Source organism: Streptomyces sp. NPDC002851 (assembly GCF_053591935.1).
On sequence record NZ_JBSFUT010000001.1, the window covers coordinates 148466 to 165105 of the forward strand.

Genomic DNA, 16640 nt, shown 5'->3' on the forward strand with positions numbered 1-16640 from the left:
TCCCCTGTGCGCAACCCCCGTCAAGGTCCCGAAGAGGGCCCCGGGCGGGTGCTGTGCGGTGCGAACGTGTCCCACCGTGTGATTTCCCCCTCCCTCTGCACCGTGAAACTGCCGGGTACGCGATGCTGGAGATAACGTTCGTTCACCTCCTGCGGGGCGTCTCGTGGAACCCGTGGGGTAGCCCGGAGAGGGAAACTCGGTACATGGAGGCAGTGATGGGTGTGGCAGCCGGTCCGATCCGCGTGGTGGTCGCCAAGCCGGGTCTCGACGGGCACGACCGCGGGGCCAAGGTGATCGCGCGGGCGCTGCGCGACGCCGGTATGGAGGTCATTTACACCGGCCTGCACCAGACGCCCGAGCAGATCGTGGACACCGCCATCCAGGAGGACGCCGACGCGATCGGTCTGTCGATCCTCTCGGGTGCGCACAACACGTTGTTCGCCAAGGTCATCGAGCTGCTCAAGGAGCGCGATGCGGCGGACATCAAGGTCTTCGGCGGCGGCATCATCCCGGAGGGCGACATTCCGCCGCTCAAGGAGCTGGGGGTCGCGGAGATCTTCACGCCCGGGGCGACGACGGCGTCCATCGTGGACTGGGTGCGGGCGAACGTACGGCAGCCGGCCGGGGCGTAAGCGTTCTTACGTCGGCGGTCGTATGGCGTCGGCGTGCGTGTGCGCGCGGCCTGGATCCACAAAGATCGGGGAGACACTCCCTGGTCCGGGCCGCTCTGCCAGTTCCGCCAGCATCGCCGCGCGCAGCCGCAGCGTGCTCAGGAGGCGTTGGAACGCCTCCGACCAGTAGCCGACCGCGCCGGGGGCGCCGTCCTCCGGTTCGTCCGGGAGCGTGGTGAGGGAGTCGAGGCGGCTTGACTCGGCCGGGTCCAGGCAGCGTTCTGCCAGGCCCATCACGCCGCTGAAGCTCCATGGGTAACTGCCCGCGTCCCGGGCGATGTTGAGGGCGTCCACGACGGCGCGGCCCAGCGGCCGGGACCAGGGCACGGCGCAGACGCCGAGCAGCTGGAACGCCTCGGACAGACCGTGCGCGTCGATGAAACCGGCGACCCAGTCGGCCCGCTCGGCGGCGGTCAGCGTGCCGAGGAGCTTGGCCCGCTCGGCGAGCGAGACCGAGCCGGGGCCCGCGGCCTCGGGGGCGGCGGGCGCGCCGAGCAGGGCGCGGGCCCACGCGGCGTCCCGCTGCCGGACCGCGGCCCGGCCCCACGCGGCGTGCAGCTCGGCCGCCCAGTCGTCGGCGACGGGCAGCGCGACGATCTCCTCGGGTGTACGGCCGCCGAGCCGCGCGGGCCAGCAGGAGAGCGGGGCGCACTCCACCAACTGGCCCAGCCACCAGGAGCGTTCACCCCGGCCGTGCGGGGGTTTCGGCGCGACGCCGTCCCGTTCCATGGCGGCGTCGCACTCGTGCGGCGCCTCCACGGTGATGCCGGGACCACCGGACTCCGTGAGGCCGACGGTTTCCAGGGCGACGCAGGAGGTGGCCCGGTCCGCCATCCGGGCCGCCAGGGCGGAACCCGGCAGTGCGGAGAGCAGCTCGGCCGCGGTGGACCGGACGTTGCGACTCCGGTCGGCCAGGGCCTGCTCCAGGAAGGGTTCGTCGGCCGCCGAGAGCCCGGTGCGCAGGGAGTCGAGGAACATCAGCCGGTCCTCGGCCCGCTCCTTGGACCACGTACCGGCGAGGAGTGCGCGCGCGTCCTCGGGGGCGTGCGCCCGTACCGCCGTGAGCAGCGCGACGCGCTCCGCGAACAGGCCCTCGTCCCATAGGTGTTGGACCGCCGCGGTGTCCTCGGGCGCGGGCAGCGCGGCCGGGCCGCCCGGTGCGGAGCGCAGGGCGAACTTCCAGTCCGGGTTCAGGCGCGCCAGCCACAGGGCGCGCGGCCCCGCGAAGGCGAGCGCCCCCGGGCGCAGGTCGGTACGGGCCCGCGCCGCGTCGAGGAGCGCGGGCAGCAGCTCGGGCGGCGCCGCGTAGCCGTACTCATTGGCGGCCGCGAGCCACTGCGGAAGCAACTCGGTGAGGTCGGGCGCCGTGCCGCGGCGGCTGCCGCTGCCCGCGCCGGGCCGGTCGGTGAGCAGGGTGGCGAGCCGTCGCCGCGCCGCCGCGGGGAGCGCGGGCCGCGGGTCGGGCGTGGCCGGGTCGGGCGGCGGCGCGGCGGCGGTGGGCCGGGCCCCGGCGCGGCGCCGCACCGTGGCCAGGGCCGCGGCGTCCAGCAGCGCGCCCGGCGCGTCCTTCCCGGCGGTGGCGACGGGCGGCCTGCGCCGTTCGGTGCCGAGCAGTGCGGAGGCGACGAGCTCCTCCCAGTCGGCGATGGCGGTCATTCGGTCCTCCAGGTGGCGGGGCTGTGGTGTGCGGTGTGGGTGGCGGAGAGCAGCGAGGCTGCTCGCGGAGCCGCGGGCTCGGGCTCGGGCTCGGCTCGGGCTCACGCCAGCGGAACGGCGGGTTCCGTCGTGGACGGCCAGGCCGTGAGCGGGGTGAAGCCCGCGTGCCCGTACTCGCCGAAGACCGTCAACGGGGCCCCGGCGGAGAGGGCCGCCAGCTTCCAGAAGCCGAGCCGGGACGCCGCCGCGGGGGCGACCGGGAGGGCCGACTTGCCGTCCTCGTCCGCCAGTTGCCAGGCCGCCCGCCCGCCGGTGGTGGGCTGGGGCCCCGCCGCGTTCGGCGCGTCCGTGACGGGTGTCGGTATCACGCGGTGCAGCGTGACCGGGCAGGCGTCGAGCCAGGGGTCGTCCCGCAGCGCCGCTCCGTACGCCGCCGTGGCCTCGTCGGTACGGAGGCCGGGCGGGCGCAGTGAGGTCGGTGCCGGGGCGGCGTGGCGCTCGCCGAGTGCGGCCCGCAGCTGTCCGCCGCCCGGGTACGCGGAGAGCTCGGCGTCGACGGCGAGCCCGACCGGCAGCGCGAGTTCGGGTGCGCGGCCGGCCGCCCCGAAGGAGAGCAGCAGTGCGGCACGGCCCGACTCGGCGCCGTACAACCAGATCCGCCGCGTCGTGAGCTTGGCGTCCGCCGTGTCGTACTGCGCGAGGACCAGCCAGGTGTCACGTATCGGCGGACCGTCCGCGGCGGCGGGCAGGCCGATGCGCGAGCGCACCGTGGCGGCCAGTGGCTCGGGCAGGCGCTCGCGGCCCAGCCACGCGCGGTCGAGGAGGTGGAGCAGCGCGCATTCCTCGAGCAGCCGGGCGGGCCAGCCGGGTCCGGAGGCGGGTATCGCACCCAACTCCTGGACGCGGGCGGCGAGTCCGGGCGCCTGCGCGTCCACCATTCGCCGGGCCGTCTCCTCCCAGAACGCGTACCCCGCCTGCTCGGCCGTGGCCAGTCCGCCGCGGAGCAGGTCCGCGAGGCGCTGCTCCAGCTCCGTGGCGCCCGCGGTGACCCGCTCAGCGCGCCGCTCCGCCCGGCGCCGCGCCGCCTCGGCGTCAACCGGCTTGTCGCCGCCCGGACTTGAGCTCGCTTTCTCGGCCGCACGCTCGCGGCGCCCCGCCAGCCACGGCTCCGCCCACTCCGGGGCCGTCGCGCCGTCCGGCACCAAGCCCGCCGAGCCGTCTGTGCCGTCGGCGCCTGCCCAGAGCAGCAGCAGGCCGAGGGCGTGCTTGCACGGGAACTTCCGGCTCGGGCAACTGCACTTGTACGCCGGGCCCGTGCTGCCCGCGAGGTCCACCACCGTCTGGTACGGCTTGCTGCCGCTGCCCTTGCACAGTCCCCATATCGCCCCCGCCGTTCCCCCTTCCGCGGAACACCCCGTCCCGGACCACGGACCCGCCGCTCCGAGCTTGCTTCCCGCTTTGCGTGACGCGGCGTCAGGAGCCAGTGCTAGCACCTGGTCCGCCGTCCAGCGCACCCCCTGCTGAGTCATGTCTGCGACGGTAGGCCCCGCCACTGACAATCGCCCCTGCGCCGGACGTTTGCGCAGGTCAGGGACGATTGTCAGTGGTGTGGTGCACGGTGGATCGCACAGCCGGAGATCAGCCGGGGCGATGTGCCTCGGACGTCTGGAGGGGGATCGATCCATGCCTGTTTCCGTCGCCACATCCGCCACATCCGCCACATCCGCCGATGCCGCCGCTGCCGCGGAGACTGAAACCGTCGAAGCGCTGCGGCCGCACGCGGAGGACGCGTTCGCGGCCGAACTCGCGGCGCTCGCCGCCGCCGACGACCGGCCACGGCCCGCCCGCTGGCGGCTCTCGCCGTGGGCCGTCGCCACGTACCTGCTCGGCGGCACGCTGCCCGACGGCACGGTGATCACCCCGAAGTACGTGGGGCCGCGCCGCCTCGTCGAGGTCGCCGTCACCACGCTCGCCACCGACCGCGCCCTGCTCCTGCTCGGTGTCCCGGGCACCGCCAAGACCTGGGTGTCCGAGCACCTCGCCGCCGCGATCAGCGGCGACTCCACACTGCTTGTGCAGGGCACGGCCGGTACGCCGGAGGAAGCGATCCGGTACGGCTGGAACTACGCGCAGCTGCTCGCGCACGGCCCGAGCCGGGACGCGCTCGTGCCGAGCCCGGTGATGCGGGCGATGGCCGAGGGCATGACCGCGCGGGTGGAGGAGCTGACCCGTATCCCCGCCGACGTGCAGGACACCCTGATCACGATCCTGTCCGAAAAGACCCTGCCCATACCGGAGTTGGGCCAGGAGGTGCAGGCGGTCCGCGGCTTCAACCTCATCGCCACGGCCAACGACCGGGACCGCGGCGTCAACGACCTCTCCAGCGCGCTGCGCCGCCGCTTCAACACGGTCGTGCTGCCGCTGCCGGAGAGCGTCGAGGCGGAGGTCGGGATCGTCTCGCGCCGGGTGGACCAGGTGGGCCGCTCGCTCGACCTGCCGCCCGGGCCGGACGGGATCGACGAGATCCGCCGCGTCGTCACCGTCTTCCGCGAGCTGCGCGACGGCGTCACGGCCGACGGTCGTACGAAGGTCAAGTCGCCCAGCGGCACGCTCTCCACGGCGGAGGCGATCTCGGTCGTCACCAACGGCCTCGCGCTGGCCACGCACTTCGGGGACGGCGTGCTGCGCCCCGGCGACGTGGCCGCGGGCATCGTGGGCGCGGTCGTCCGCGATCCGGCCGCCGACCGGGTGGTCTGGCAGGAGTACTTGGAGGCGGTCGTCCGCGAGCGCGACGGCTGGAAGGACTTCTACCGCGCTTGCCGGGAGGTGAGCGCGTGAGCCTTACGGATGCGGATACGGATACGAATACGGGGGAGACGGTGGCGGCTGCGAGGGCTCCGGGGGCTGCGAGGGCTCCGGGGGCTGCGGGGGCTGCGAGGGTTTCCATGGACGGGCCCTGGCTGCTCGGGGTGCGGCATCACGGGCCCGGGTCCGCGCGTGCGGTGCGGGCGGCCCTTGACGCCTGTCGTCCGGAGGTGGTGCTGATCGAGGGACCGCCGGAGGCCGACGGGCTGGTGTCGCTCGCGGCCGACGCGGAGATGCGCCCACCCGTCGCGCTGCTCGCCCACGTGCCGGACGATCCGGGGCGCTCGGCGTTCTGGCCGTTGGCCGAGTTCTCGCCGGAGTGGGTGGCGATCCGCTGGGCCCTCGCCCATGACGTACCGGTCCGCTTCATCGACCTCCCCGCGGCCCACTCGCTGGCGGAGCCGCGGCCCGGTCGTACCCCTCCAGGCCATGCGCAGGGACCCGGGGGTCCGCAGGACGCACCGGAGTCCGGCGGTCCGGAAGCCGGAGTCGATGCCGTACGGGAAGAGGGGCTGGGGCTCGACCCTTCCCCAAGCTCTCAACTCCGTTCGAGCAGGGGAGACCCCATTGCCGTCCTCGCCGAGGTTGCCGGGTACGACGATCCCGAGCGGTGGTGGGAGGACGTCGTCGAGCATCGGGGCGGTACGGTCGACGCCCTCGCGCCGTTCGTCGCGCTCGCCGAGGCCATGGGGGCGCTGCGTGAGCCGTACGGGGACGCTGGTCACGCGCGCGACGCGGTGCGTGAGGCTCATATGAGGCTCCAACTCCGTGGCGCCCAAAAGGAGTTCGGGGACGCGGTCGCCGTGGTCTGTGGGGCCTGGCACGTGCCCGCGCTGCGTACCCGGGCCACGCTCGCGGCCGACCGGGCGCTGCTCAAGGGGCTGCCCAAGGCCAAGGTGGACATGACCTGGGTGCCCTGGACCCACCGCAGGCTGGCCCGGGAGAGTGGCTACGGCGCCGGGATCGAGTCGCCCGGCTGGTACGCCCACCTGTTCCGTGTGCCCGACCGGCCGGTGGAGCGGTGGCTGACCAAGGTCGCCGGGCTGTTCAGGGACGAGGACCGCGCGGTGTCGACGGCGCATGTCATCGAGGCCGTCCGGCTCGCCGAGACGCTCGCGGCGATGCGCGGCCGCCCGCTGCCCGGCCTCACCGAGACGACGGACGCGGTCCGCGCCGTGATGTGCGAGGGCTCGGACGTGCCGCTGGCCCTCGTGTACGACCGGCTCGTCGTGGGCGAGGTGCTCGGCGAGGTGCCCGCGGGCGCCCCCGCGGTGCCGCTGCAGCGCGACCTGGCCCGGCTGCAACGCTCCCTGCGGCTGAAACCGGAGGGCACGGAGCGGGAGTTGGAGCTCGACCTGCGCAAGGAGAACGACGCCGCGCGCAGCCGTCTCCTGCACCGGCTCCGGCTGCTCGGCATCGGCTGGGGCGAGCCCTCCCGTACGTCCCGGGGCAGTACCGGCACGTTCCGGGAGACCTGGCGGCTGCGCTGGGAGCCCGAGCTCGCGGTGCGGGTCGCCGAGGCGGGCGTCTGGGGCACCACGGTGCTCGCGGCGGCCACGGGGAAGGCCGAGGCGGACGCGCTCGGCGCCCCGGCCCTCGCGGACGTGACCGCGCTCGCCGAGCAGTGCCTCCTGGCCGAACTGCCGGACGCGCTCCCGGTGGTGATGAAGGTGCTCGCCGACCGGGCCGCGCTCGACGCGGACGTGGGCCACCTCGCCCAGGCCCTGCCCGCCCTGGTCCGCTCCCTGCGCTACGGCGACGTGCGCGCCACCGACACGGGGGCGCTCGCCGAGGTCGCCGCGGGCCTCGCCGAGCGGATCTTCGTCGGCCTGCCGCCCGCGTGTGCGGCGCTCGACGCGGAGGCCGCGGAGCAGATGCGTACGCATGTGGATGCGGTGCACTCGGCGGTGATACTGCTCGGCGAGTCCGGTGCCCCTGACTCCGGTGCGCCTGGCTCCGGTGCGCCTGACTCCGCAGAGACCGGCGGTGTGGACGGGGGCGGGATACGGAAGCGCTGGCATGCCGTGTTGCGGGTGCTGTCCGGGCGGGACACCGTGCCCGGGGTCGTGCGGGGCCGCGCGGTCCGGCTGCTGCTCGACGACGGGGAGCTCGCCGAGGACGAGACGGCGCGGCTCATGGGGCTCGCGCTCTCACCGGGTACGCCACCGGCCGACGCGGCGGCGTGGGTCGAGGGGTTCATCGGCGGCGCCGCCGGCGGCTCCGGTGGCGGGATGCTCCTGGTGCACGACGAGCGGTTGCTCGGCCTGGTGGACGCGTGGCTGACCGGAGTCCCGGCCGACGCCTTCACGGACGTACTGCCACTGCTGCGCCGCACCTTCTCGGCCTACGAACCGGGAGTGCGCCGGACCCTCGGCGAACTGGTCCGACGCGGCCCCGCGCACGCCCGTACCGGTTCTTACGGAACGGGCTTCGGACCCGGAGCCGCTCAGGACCTGGACCAGGAGCGGGCCGACGCCGTACTGCCGGTAGTGCGGCTGCTTCTCGGTCTCGACGGCGACGAGGGTGCCGACTCCGCCAGCCACGACAGCCATATCGCGAATGACCCTGTGGGGGTGGGGAGATGACGACGGACACCGAATCGATGGCTATGGACACCACTTCATCGATGGCTACACGCGTCGCGGGCACCACTTCGTTGAAGCCGGATGCCGACGAGCGGCTGCGGCGGTGGCGGCTCGTCCTCGGTGGGGACTCCGCCGACGGCACCGGCTGTGCGCTCGGCGGTCGGGACGCCGCGATGGACAAGGCGCTCACCTCGCTCTACGGAAAGGGGGACAGGCCCAGCGGCGGACGGGACCGTTCGGCGGGGCTCGGGGCGTCCGCGCCGTCGGTCGCGCGCTGGCTCGGCGACATCAGGACGTACTTCCCGTCGTCCGTGGTGCAGGTGATGCAGCGCGATGCCATCGACCGGCTCGGCCTGTCCGCGCTGCTCCTGGAGCCGGAGATGCTGGAGGCCGTCGAGGCGGACGTACACCTCGTCGGCACCCTGCTCTCGCTCAACAAGGCGATGCCGGAGACCACCAAGGAGACCGCGCGTGCGGTCGTCCGCAAGGTCGTCGAGGACCTGGAGAAACGGCTGGCCACCCGTACCCGCGCCACGCTCACCGGGGCCCTCGACCGCAGCGCCCGGATCAACCGTCCGCGCCATCGGGACATCGACTGGAACCGGACCATCGCGGCCAACCTCAAGAACTATCTGCCCGAGTACGGAACGGTCGTCCCGGAGCGGCTGATCGGGTACGGCCGCGCCTCGCAGGCCGTCAAGAAGGAGGTGATCCTCTGTATCGACCAGTCGGGCTCGATGGCGGCGTCCGTCGTCTATGCCTCGGTGTTCGGGGCCGTGCTCGGGTCCATGCGTTCCCTGAACACCCGACTCGTCGTCTTCGACACGAACGTCGTCGACCTCACCGACCAGCTCGACGACCCCGTGGACGTGCTCTTCGGCACCCAGCTCGGCGGCGGTACGGACATCAACAGGGCGCTGGCGTACTGCCAGTCGCGCATCAGCCGCCCCGCGGACACCGTGGTCGTGCTCATCTCCGACCTGTACGAGGGCGGGATACGGAACGAGATGCTGAAGCGGGTCGCGGCGATGAAGGCGTCCGGGGTGCAGTTCGTGACACTGCTCGCGCTGTCGGACGAGGGTGCGCCCGCGTACGACCGTGAGCACGCGGCGGCGCTCGGCGAGCTGGGGGCACCGGCGTTCGCCTGCACCCCAGACCTGTTCCCGGAGATCATGGCGGCGGCCATCGAGAAGCGGCCGTTGCCGATACCGGACGCGGGCTGAGGGGCGAACTCGACGGATCGACGGGATCGATGGGGTCGGCGGACTGGACGGACTCGATGGGATCGATGGGATCGATGGACTCGGCGGACTCGGCGGATTCGATGGGATCGAAGGATCCGACGGAACCGGTTGGGGTCATTCCGGACAAGCTGTCCCATGAGTCCCGGAGGACTTGCGCGACGCCAGGCGTCACGTGCAAGGATCGGCGAACGCCGACCTCGCACCGGCCCGCCGCTTCAGCCCGGCGCCCCGTGCCAAGCCGCCTCGCCGGAGGACCCCAAGACCGTGTCTGTCGCAGTCACGTTCCCCGTTGCCGCCCGGCGCCTTGTGCGCTCGGCGGCCGGGCGGCGCGCGCTGCACGTGACGCTGTTCCTCGGCGGACTGCTCGCACTTGGCCTCTTCTTCGGAGGGCAGGCGCATGCGGCCGACGGGTCGGTGGACGGGGCTGCCGGGATTGTTGAGGCTGGTCCGGACAAGTCGGGCGAACTGCGGGGTATCGCACGCCCCTTCACGTCGAAGGCTCCGGAAACACCGGAAGCCCCGGAAGTCCCGGCTGGCTCTGAGGACTTGGGTTCCCCGGCGGTGGCCGGGAGCTGGGTAGCCGCGGCGGAGCCCGAAAGTCGGGAAGCCGCGGCGGAGCCCGAAGCCCCTGCCGCCCCGAAGAGTTCCGGCCACGTCGCTCGTGACATCGTCCGGCTGCTCGAGCCGGGTGCCGAAGACGCGGCCCAGGCCGCCGAGGTGATGCCCCAGACGCCTGCGATGCCCGAGGCGCCCAAGGTTCCCCAGAGGCCCGAGGCGCCCGGGATGGGCGAACCCCGGCTGCCGCGGGCGTCGTTCCCGGGGCAGCTGCCCCCGGCTCCGGAGCCCGGAACCGTACCCCCGACTCCCGTGCCGGTGGACCACCTGCCGGTCGAGAACGGCGCCGACGGTCACGGCGGTCCCGGCGGTCCCGACGCTCTCGACGGCCAGGGCGGTCGGGACGGCGGGCGGCGCGGCGCCGAGCGTGGCGGGCCGCGGCCCGACTCCGCGTACGGCTTGGGCGCTTGGCTTCCCGGCTCGGTGGCCGCAGAACACGGCAGTGCGGGTGGCGAGCGTTCGGCGTGGCACTCCGGGGCGCTGCCGCACCCGGCTCCGCCCGTGCCGCAGCAACCGTTCGGCGTCACTTGCCAGTCGGCCGGTGACGGCGGCTCGCAGCGGCATGGCGACGCGCATGCCGTGACGTTCTCCGGTGCCCCTTCCTTCCGGCTGTTGCCCGGAGAAGGTGCTTCCGCGGGCTATGGGCCGGTTCGCGACCGGCACCGCGACATCCTCGAATTCCCCGGCTAGGGCAGGCCGTTCTCCCCGCCTGAGACCTGCCGCGCGGGGGCGGGACAGGTCTGCCCACCTGTGCGGTGCGCCGTATCGACAACCGGTGTCGATGCCTCTCTCCTACGGACGCGCCGCGCACCCTCGAATTCGAAGGAACCGACGCAAGCATGAGCAAGCACAGTAAGCACAGCAAGCCCAGTCAGATCAGCCGGACGAGCGCGAACCTGCGCCGTTCCGCAGTCATAGCCGCCGGTGCCACCGGCATGATCGCGTTCGGCGCCGCGTCCGCGAATGCCGCCGAGGTGCACGCGGACGCTTCCGTGACGCTGACCACCCCCGACGTCGACCTGCCCGAGGGCGGCGGCGTCGAGGGTGTCGACGGCGTGGTCGCGGAGGTGCGGGGCGGCGTGGCCGACGCGCAGGAGCGAGTGGCCGACGCCCGGGGCCAGGTGGCCGGGGTCGCCGATGCCGCGCAGGACACGGCCCACGGCGCCGCCGCGCAGGCGCGGGGCACCGCCGAGGCCACCGCCGCGCAGGCCCAGGACACGGCCCACGGCACGGCCGCGCAGGCCCAGGGCACCGTTCACGCCACCGCTGCGCAGGCCCAGGGCACCGCCGAGGCCGCCGGCGCGCAGGCGCGGGACACGGCTCAGAGCACGGCCGGGCAGGCGCAGGACACGGCTCACGGCGCCGTCGCGCAGGCCCAGGGCACCGTCCAGGCCACCGCCGCGCAGGCGCAGGGCGCGGCCAACGGTGCCGTGGCTCAGGTCAACGGCCACGCCGAGACCGCCGCCGGGCAGGCGCAGGGCGCTGCCGACAGCGTCGCCGGTCAGGCCAAGGGTGTGCTCGCGGAGCTTCAGGGTCTGGACGCGGATGACGTTCGGGCGACCGTGGACGGTGCGTACGAGACCGCGCAGGGCAAGGTTCCGGCGGACCTGCCGGGCACTCCGGACCTGCCGGGCACTCCGGACCTGCCCGATGGCTCGGGGCTGCCGGATGCTCCGGGTGGGGGCTCCGTTGCCGTGGATGTTGCCGTGGATGTTGCGGGTGGTGTCTCCGTCAGCGTCTCCGGCCCCCAGGTTGGCGCCGACCAGGTCGCGGGCATCCAGGACCGGGTCGCCGACCAGGTTGCGGGTGTGCGGGGGCAGGCCGCGGACGCGGTCGCGGGTGTTCAGGGTCAGGCCGAGGCCGGGGCCGCGGGTGTGCAGCACCGGGTCGCCGATGGGGTTGCGGGTGTGCAGCACCAGGTCTCCGACCGGGTTGCGGGTGTGCAGCACCGGGTCGCCGGTGCGCAGGAGCAGGTCGACTACCTCTTCGGGCCGCTCGCCGCGTTCGCGCCGCAGCTTGCCGAGCAGGCGCCGGAGCGGGTTGCCGAGGCGCGGACCTCGGTCACGGAGCAGGCCACGGGCCACGCGCAGGACGCGGCCACGCAGGTCAACGGGCACGCGCGCGGGGTCGTCCAGGACGCCACGGTTCAGGCGCAGGGCGCCGCGTCCACTGTCGAGTCGGCGCGTCCCGGCGTTGAGCAGGCGGCCGCGGACGCCCGTGCCCACGGTGAGCAGCTCCTTGCGGATGCGCAGCCCTTCGCCGGTCAGGTGGCCGGGCACGTGGGTGCGTACGCCGGTGCGGTGGCCCACGACGGGCAGACGGCCGGGCAGAACATCGCCGGTGAGGTGCAGACGCTGGCGGGTGGCGTCGGCTCGAGCACGACCGGTCTTGCCGGGAACCTGACTGCCGACACGCAGTCCTTCGTGCGGTAGCCCTCGGCCCTTCGTGCGGTAGCCCGCCCTCGGCTGGGCCGTACGCAGCGCTCCCCGGGGACTGATCCTTGACCCGAGCTACCCCGGGGTCTTAGGGGCGGGGCTGGGGTTTTCTTCCCCAGCCCCGCCCCTTCCCGTAACTGGGGGCTCCGCCCCCCAGACCCCCGTATCGCGCTGAACGCGCTCGTCCTCAAACGCCGGACGGGCTGAATTGATGCCGGACGGGCTGGGCCGGGGGCCCAGGGGAGGGGCAGGGCAGGGGGGCAGGGGGGCAGGGGGAGGGGGACAGGGGGAGGGGGACAGGGGTGGGAGCAGCGAAGCGGACGGGCTCGTCCGCACAGAGCGGACGGGCGGACTGTGAACGCCGGACAAGCTGGCCGGTGCCGGTGCCGGTGCCGGTGCCGGTGCCAGCGGGTGGGCGGACCGAACCGGGCGCACTCGCCCCCCCGCCGAGCGGCCCGACCCCGCACGCCGCACTCCGAACGCCCCGACGCCGTACGCCGCACTCCGAACGCCCGACGCCGTACGCTCCGACCGCACCCGCACCGGACAGCCCGACCTCGCCCGCCGTACGCCCCCGACCCCACCCCCACCGGCCAGCCCGACCACCCCCCTACACGGCCCGACCAGGCCCCCTTTACACCGCTCGACCAGCCCCCACCACCCCCGATCTGTGACTGTAATCACCGCCGCAGTGTGATCTGCGATTTAGGGACCTAGGTCCCGCGGCGATAACCTGCGAGACGGACATGCCGCGTCCACGGACACCGTGCACGACGCCTCCCTCAGTGACAGCGCTGTCACGTTGCCCTTCGCGGCACGCCCACGCAGACAACGGACGCGACAGCAACGGACGCGGTTGCGTCATGCGATACCACTGAAAAGGGATGGACGCGCGTGGACCTGTTCGAGTACCAGGCGAGGGACCTCTTCGCCAAGCACGGTGTACCGGTGCTGGCCGGTGAAGTCATCGATACGCCTGAGGCGGCGCGCGCGGTGACCGAGCGTCTCGGCGGCAAGTCGGTTGTGAAGGCCCAGGTCAAGACCGGTGGCCGTGGCAAGGCCGGCGGCGTCAAGCTGGCCGACAACCCGGATGACGCGGTGGAGAAGGCCGGTCAGATTCTGGGCATGGACATCAAGGGCCACACGGTCCACAAGGTCATGCTGGCCGAGATGGCGCCGGGGATCGCCGAGGAGTACTACGTCTCCTTCCTCCTCGACCGCACCAACCGCACCTTCCTCTCCATCGCCTCCGTCGAGGGCGGCGTGGAGATCGAGGAGGTGGCGGCCAGCCGCCCCGAGGCCGTCGCCAAGACCCCGATCGACGCCAACGAGGGTGTGACCCCCGAGAAGGCCCGCGAGATCGTCGAGGCCGCGAAGTTCCCGGCCGACGTGGCCGACCAGGTCACCGAGATCCTGCAGACCCTGTGGAAGACCTTCATCAACGAGGACGCGCTCCTCGTCGAGGTCAACCCGCTCGCCAAGACCGAAGACGGCCGGGTCCTCGCGCTCGACGGCAAGGTGTCCCTGGACGCCAACGCCGACTTCCGTCAGCCCGAGCACGAGGCGCTTGAGGACAAGGCGGCAGCCAACCCGCTCGAGGCTGCGGCCAAGGAGAAGAACCTCAACTACGTCAAGCTCGACGGCGAGGTCGGCATCATCGGTAACGGTGCCGGTCTGGTCATGTCGACCCTGGACGTGGTCGCGTACGCCGGTGAGGCGCACAACAACGTCAAGCCCGCCAACTTCCTCGACATCGGTGGCGGCGCTTCCGCCGAGGTGATGGCGAACGGCCTCGAGATCATCCTGGGCGACCCGGACGTCAAGTCCGTCTTCGTCAACGTCTTCGGCGGCATCACCGCCTGCGACGAGGTGGCCAAGGGCATCGTGCAGGCCCTCGAGCTCCTCAAGGCCAAGGGCGAAGAGGTCACCAAGCCGCTGGTCGTGCGCCTCGACGGCAACAACGCGGAGCTGGGTCGCAAGATCCTGAGCGACGCCAACCACCCGCTCGTGCAGCGCGTGGACACCATGGACGGCGCGGCCGACAAGGCCGCCGAGCTCGCGGCTGCGAAGTAAAGGGACCGAGGTCAGACACCACCATGGCTATCTTCCTCAACAAGGACAGCAAGGTCATCGTCCAGGGCATGACCGGCGCCACGGGCATGAAGCACACCAAGCTGATGCTCGGTGACGGCACCAACATCGTCGGCGGCGTGAACCCCCGTAAGGCGGGCACCGAGGTCGACATCGACGGCACGTCCGTCCCGGTCTTCGGCACGGTCAAGGAGGCCATGGAGAAGACGGGCGCCAACGTCTCCGTCCTCTTCGTGCCCCCGGCCTTCTCCAAGGCCGCCGTCGTCGAGGCCATCGACGCCGAGATCCCGCTCGCGGTCGTCATCACCGAGGGCATCGCCGTGCACGACTCCGCCGCGTTCTACGCGTACGCGGTGGAGAAGGGCAACAAGACCCGCATCATCGGCCCGAACTGCCCCGGTCTGATCACCCCGGGCCAGTCGAACGCCGGCATCATCCCGGGCGACATCACCAAGCCGGGCCGCATCGGCCTGGTCTCGAAGTCCGGCACGCTGACGTACCAGATGATGTACGAGCTGCGCGACATCGGCTTCTCGTCCGCGGTCGGCATCGGCGGTGACCCGGTCATCGGCACCACCCACATCGACGCCCTCGAGGCGTTCGAGGCCGACCCCGACACCGACCTGATCGTGATGATCGGTGAGATCGGCGGCGACGCCGAGGAGCGCGCGGCCGACTTCATCAAGGCCAACGTCACGAAGCCGGTCGTCGGCTACGTCGCGGGCTTCACGGCGCCCGAGGGCAAGACCATGGGCCACGCCGGCGCCATCGTCTCCGGCTCCTCCGGCACCGCGCAGGCCAAGAAGGAGGCCCTCGAGGCCGCGGGCGTCAAGGTCGGCAAGACCCCGACCGAGACGGCCAAGCTGGCGCGCGCCATCCTCAACGGCTGAACGCCTGAAACACCTGAAACACCTGAGGATCCGTCGCCGGATCTGTTTGCCTGTTACGTACGCGGGCCCGCACCCTTCCTGCCGGGGGTGCGGGCCCGCGTACGTTTCCGTGGGATTGAGGGGGCGTGGGTTTGAGGGGGCTATGAGAGGGGGTACGAGAGGGCGCTATGAGGGGGGGCTACGAGGGGGCTACTCGACGAACGGATGGATCCGCTCCGGGCCGTTCGCGGGCTCCGACCTGAGCTTCTTGCGCAGGTCCTGCTCCGCCTCGCTGAGCTTGCCCGGGCCCATCCGCGGCGGCACCCCGCTGACCGCCTCGCCCGGCGCGCGTTCCGGCTCGTAGCCGGTCGGTGAGGTCGCGAGCGCGAGCATCGAGGCGCCGATGATCAGCACCGTGAAGGCGATCGCCGCCCGCATCCAGAACTGCGCCCGGTGCTCGCTGCCCTGCCGCACCATCACCGCCTTCGGCGCCTCCAGCTTCTCCGCCGCCGCCAACTCGGCCAGCCTGGCATGCAGTACGTCGGGATCGGCGAGCTCGGGCAGCTGCTCGGCCACGGCCTCGCGGGCGTGAAGGAGACGGTTCGCGGCGGCCGGAGTGGAGGCCTCCGTCTCGGCCGCGGTCTCGGGCAGATCGAGCCCGACGCCGTCGTAGAGCACCAGGGTGCGGCGGTACGAGGGCGGAAGGCTCAGCAGTACGTCGAGGAGCTGGCGGTCCTCCGGTTCGGCGGGCGGTGCCTCCGGAACGCGGTGACCGCGGCGCAGCCGGTGCCAGGGGGAGAGCGCGTACTCGTACGCCGAGGCCCGCACCCAGCCCACCGGGTCCGGGTCGACGGCCACTTCGGGCCAGTGTTCCCACGCCCGGTAGAACGCCCGCTCCACGGCCTCCCTTGCGAGGGCGCGCCGCCCGGTGAGCAGGTAGGTCTGCCGGACGAGCGCGGGGGCGGTGAACGCGTAGAGGGCGTCGAAGGCCTGATCGGGGGTCAGGCGGTGCGCCGCGTCGTCGTCGGCGGTGGCGACGGCGGAGACGGTGGCTGTGGCCGTGGCCATAGCTGTGGTTGTGGTTGTGGTTGTGGGGGAGGCGGTGGTGGCGGCTGCGGCCTCGGCGGGATGGGCCGTGGTCGTGGCCGCCTTGGTCCTGCGTGTGCGGGGCTTCGGCTGCCGGGAGTGTTCCGTGGGCGGATGGCCGGGACCGCGCTTCTCGATGTCCCTGGTCTCCTGGGTCTCCCTAGTCTCCCTGGTCTCCCGGGTGCCCCTGGTCTCGCTGGTGCCCCTGGTGTGCCCGGTGTGCCCGGTGTCCATGAGCAGCCGTGCGTACTCCACGCGGTGGTGGCCGCGGGGGTTGCTGCGGCCGGTTTCCCAGCGGCGCACCGTCGCGCGGCTGACGCCCACCTTCGCGGCGACCTGATCCTGGGTCAGGTCCTTCGCCTCCCGTAGTGCGCGACGCTCTTTCACGGACGGCAGCGGAGTGGTGGGGCTCTGGGTCATCTCGAGTACTCCACACCGCACCGCACGAAAAAGTACATAAACGTATATTGAGCGACACTTCCGGCATTCTCCTGTTACGAGGGGAAAGCGCGTGTCGTTGGGA

Annotated in this window: 11 protein-coding genes; 8 read left to right on the forward strand and 3 right to left on the reverse strand. The window is 72.8% G+C overall.

Annotation, left to right across the window (positions count from 1 at the left end):
* The first annotated feature begins 215 nt into the window (after window positions 1-215).
* Window positions 216-632, forward strand: coding sequence for a cobalamin B12-binding domain-containing protein (locus tag ACWD10_RS00730; protein WP_451085871.1), 417 nt, complete (start codon window positions 216-218; stop codon window positions 630-632).
* Between the two features lie 6 nt (window positions 633-638).
* Here the strand turns inward: ACWD10_RS00730 and ACWD10_RS00735 are convergent, their stop codons facing one another.
* Complete coding sequence (locus ACWD10_RS00735; protein ID WP_451085456.1) at window positions 639-2327, reverse strand: DUF5691 domain-containing protein; 1689 nt, start codon at window positions 2325-2327, stop codon at window positions 639-641.
* 101 nt (window positions 2328-2428) lie between these two features.
* Complete coding sequence (locus ACWD10_RS00740; RefSeq protein ID WP_451085458.1) at window positions 2429-3856, reverse strand: SWIM zinc finger family protein; 1428 nt, start codon at window positions 3854-3856, stop codon at window positions 2429-2431.
* Between the two features lie 154 nt (window positions 3857-4010).
* Here ACWD10_RS00740 and ACWD10_RS00745 point away from each other — a divergent pair, with 154 nt between their 5' ends.
* From ACWD10_RS00745 to sucD, 7 genes are all read left to right on the forward strand, one after another.
* Window positions 4011-5165, forward strand: a complete 1155-nt coding sequence (locus ACWD10_RS00745; protein ID WP_451085460.1) for an ATP-binding protein — start codon at window positions 4011-4013, stop codon at window positions 5163-5165.
* A 107-nt stretch (window positions 5166-5272) separates the two neighbouring features.
* Window positions 5273-7777 carry a DUF5682 family protein gene (locus ACWD10_RS00750; protein WP_451085462.1) on the forward strand — a complete coding sequence of 835 codons (2505 nt, stop codon included), beginning with the start codon at window positions 5273-5275 and terminating at the stop codon, window positions 7775-7777.
* 41 nt (window positions 7778-7818) lie between these two features.
* On the forward strand, window positions 7819-9000 hold the full coding sequence (locus tag ACWD10_RS00755; RefSeq protein WP_451085464.1) for a vWA domain-containing protein: 1182 nt from the start codon (window positions 7819-7821) through the stop codon (window positions 8998-9000).
* Between the two features lie 285 nt (window positions 9001-9285).
* The gene (locus ACWD10_RS00760; protein WP_451085466.1) at window positions 9286-10326 is read left to right on the forward strand and encodes a hypothetical protein; all 1041 of its coding nucleotides are present in this window, start codon (window positions 9286-9288) and stop codon (window positions 10324-10326) included.
* A gap of 149 nt (window positions 10327-10475) precedes the next feature.
* Window positions 10476-12068: a hypothetical protein gene (locus tag ACWD10_RS00765; RefSeq protein ID WP_451085468.1), complete on the forward strand. Its 1593-nt coding sequence runs from the start codon at window positions 10476-10478 to the stop codon at window positions 12066-12068.
* Between the two features lie 897 nt (window positions 12069-12965).
* Complete coding sequence (gene sucC, locus ACWD10_RS00770) at window positions 12966-14144, forward strand: ADP-forming succinate--CoA ligase subunit beta (protein WP_451085470.1); 1179 nt, start codon at window positions 12966-12968, stop codon at window positions 14142-14144.
* Between the two features lie 23 nt (window positions 14145-14167).
* Window positions 14168-15052 carry a succinate--CoA ligase subunit alpha gene (gene sucD, locus ACWD10_RS00775; RefSeq protein WP_451085472.1) on the forward strand — a complete coding sequence of 295 codons (885 nt, stop codon included), beginning with the start codon at window positions 14168-14170 and terminating at the stop codon, window positions 15050-15052.
* Window positions 15053-15241: 189 nt separating this feature from the next.
* On the opposite strand, the gene ACWD10_RS00780 is transcribed toward sucD, so the two are convergent.
* The gene (locus ACWD10_RS00780) at window positions 15242-16537 is read right to left on the reverse strand and encodes a helix-turn-helix domain-containing protein (protein WP_451085474.1); all 1296 of its coding nucleotides are present in this window, start codon (window positions 16535-16537) and stop codon (window positions 15242-15244) included.
* Between the last annotated feature and the right edge of the window lie 103 nt (window positions 16538-16640).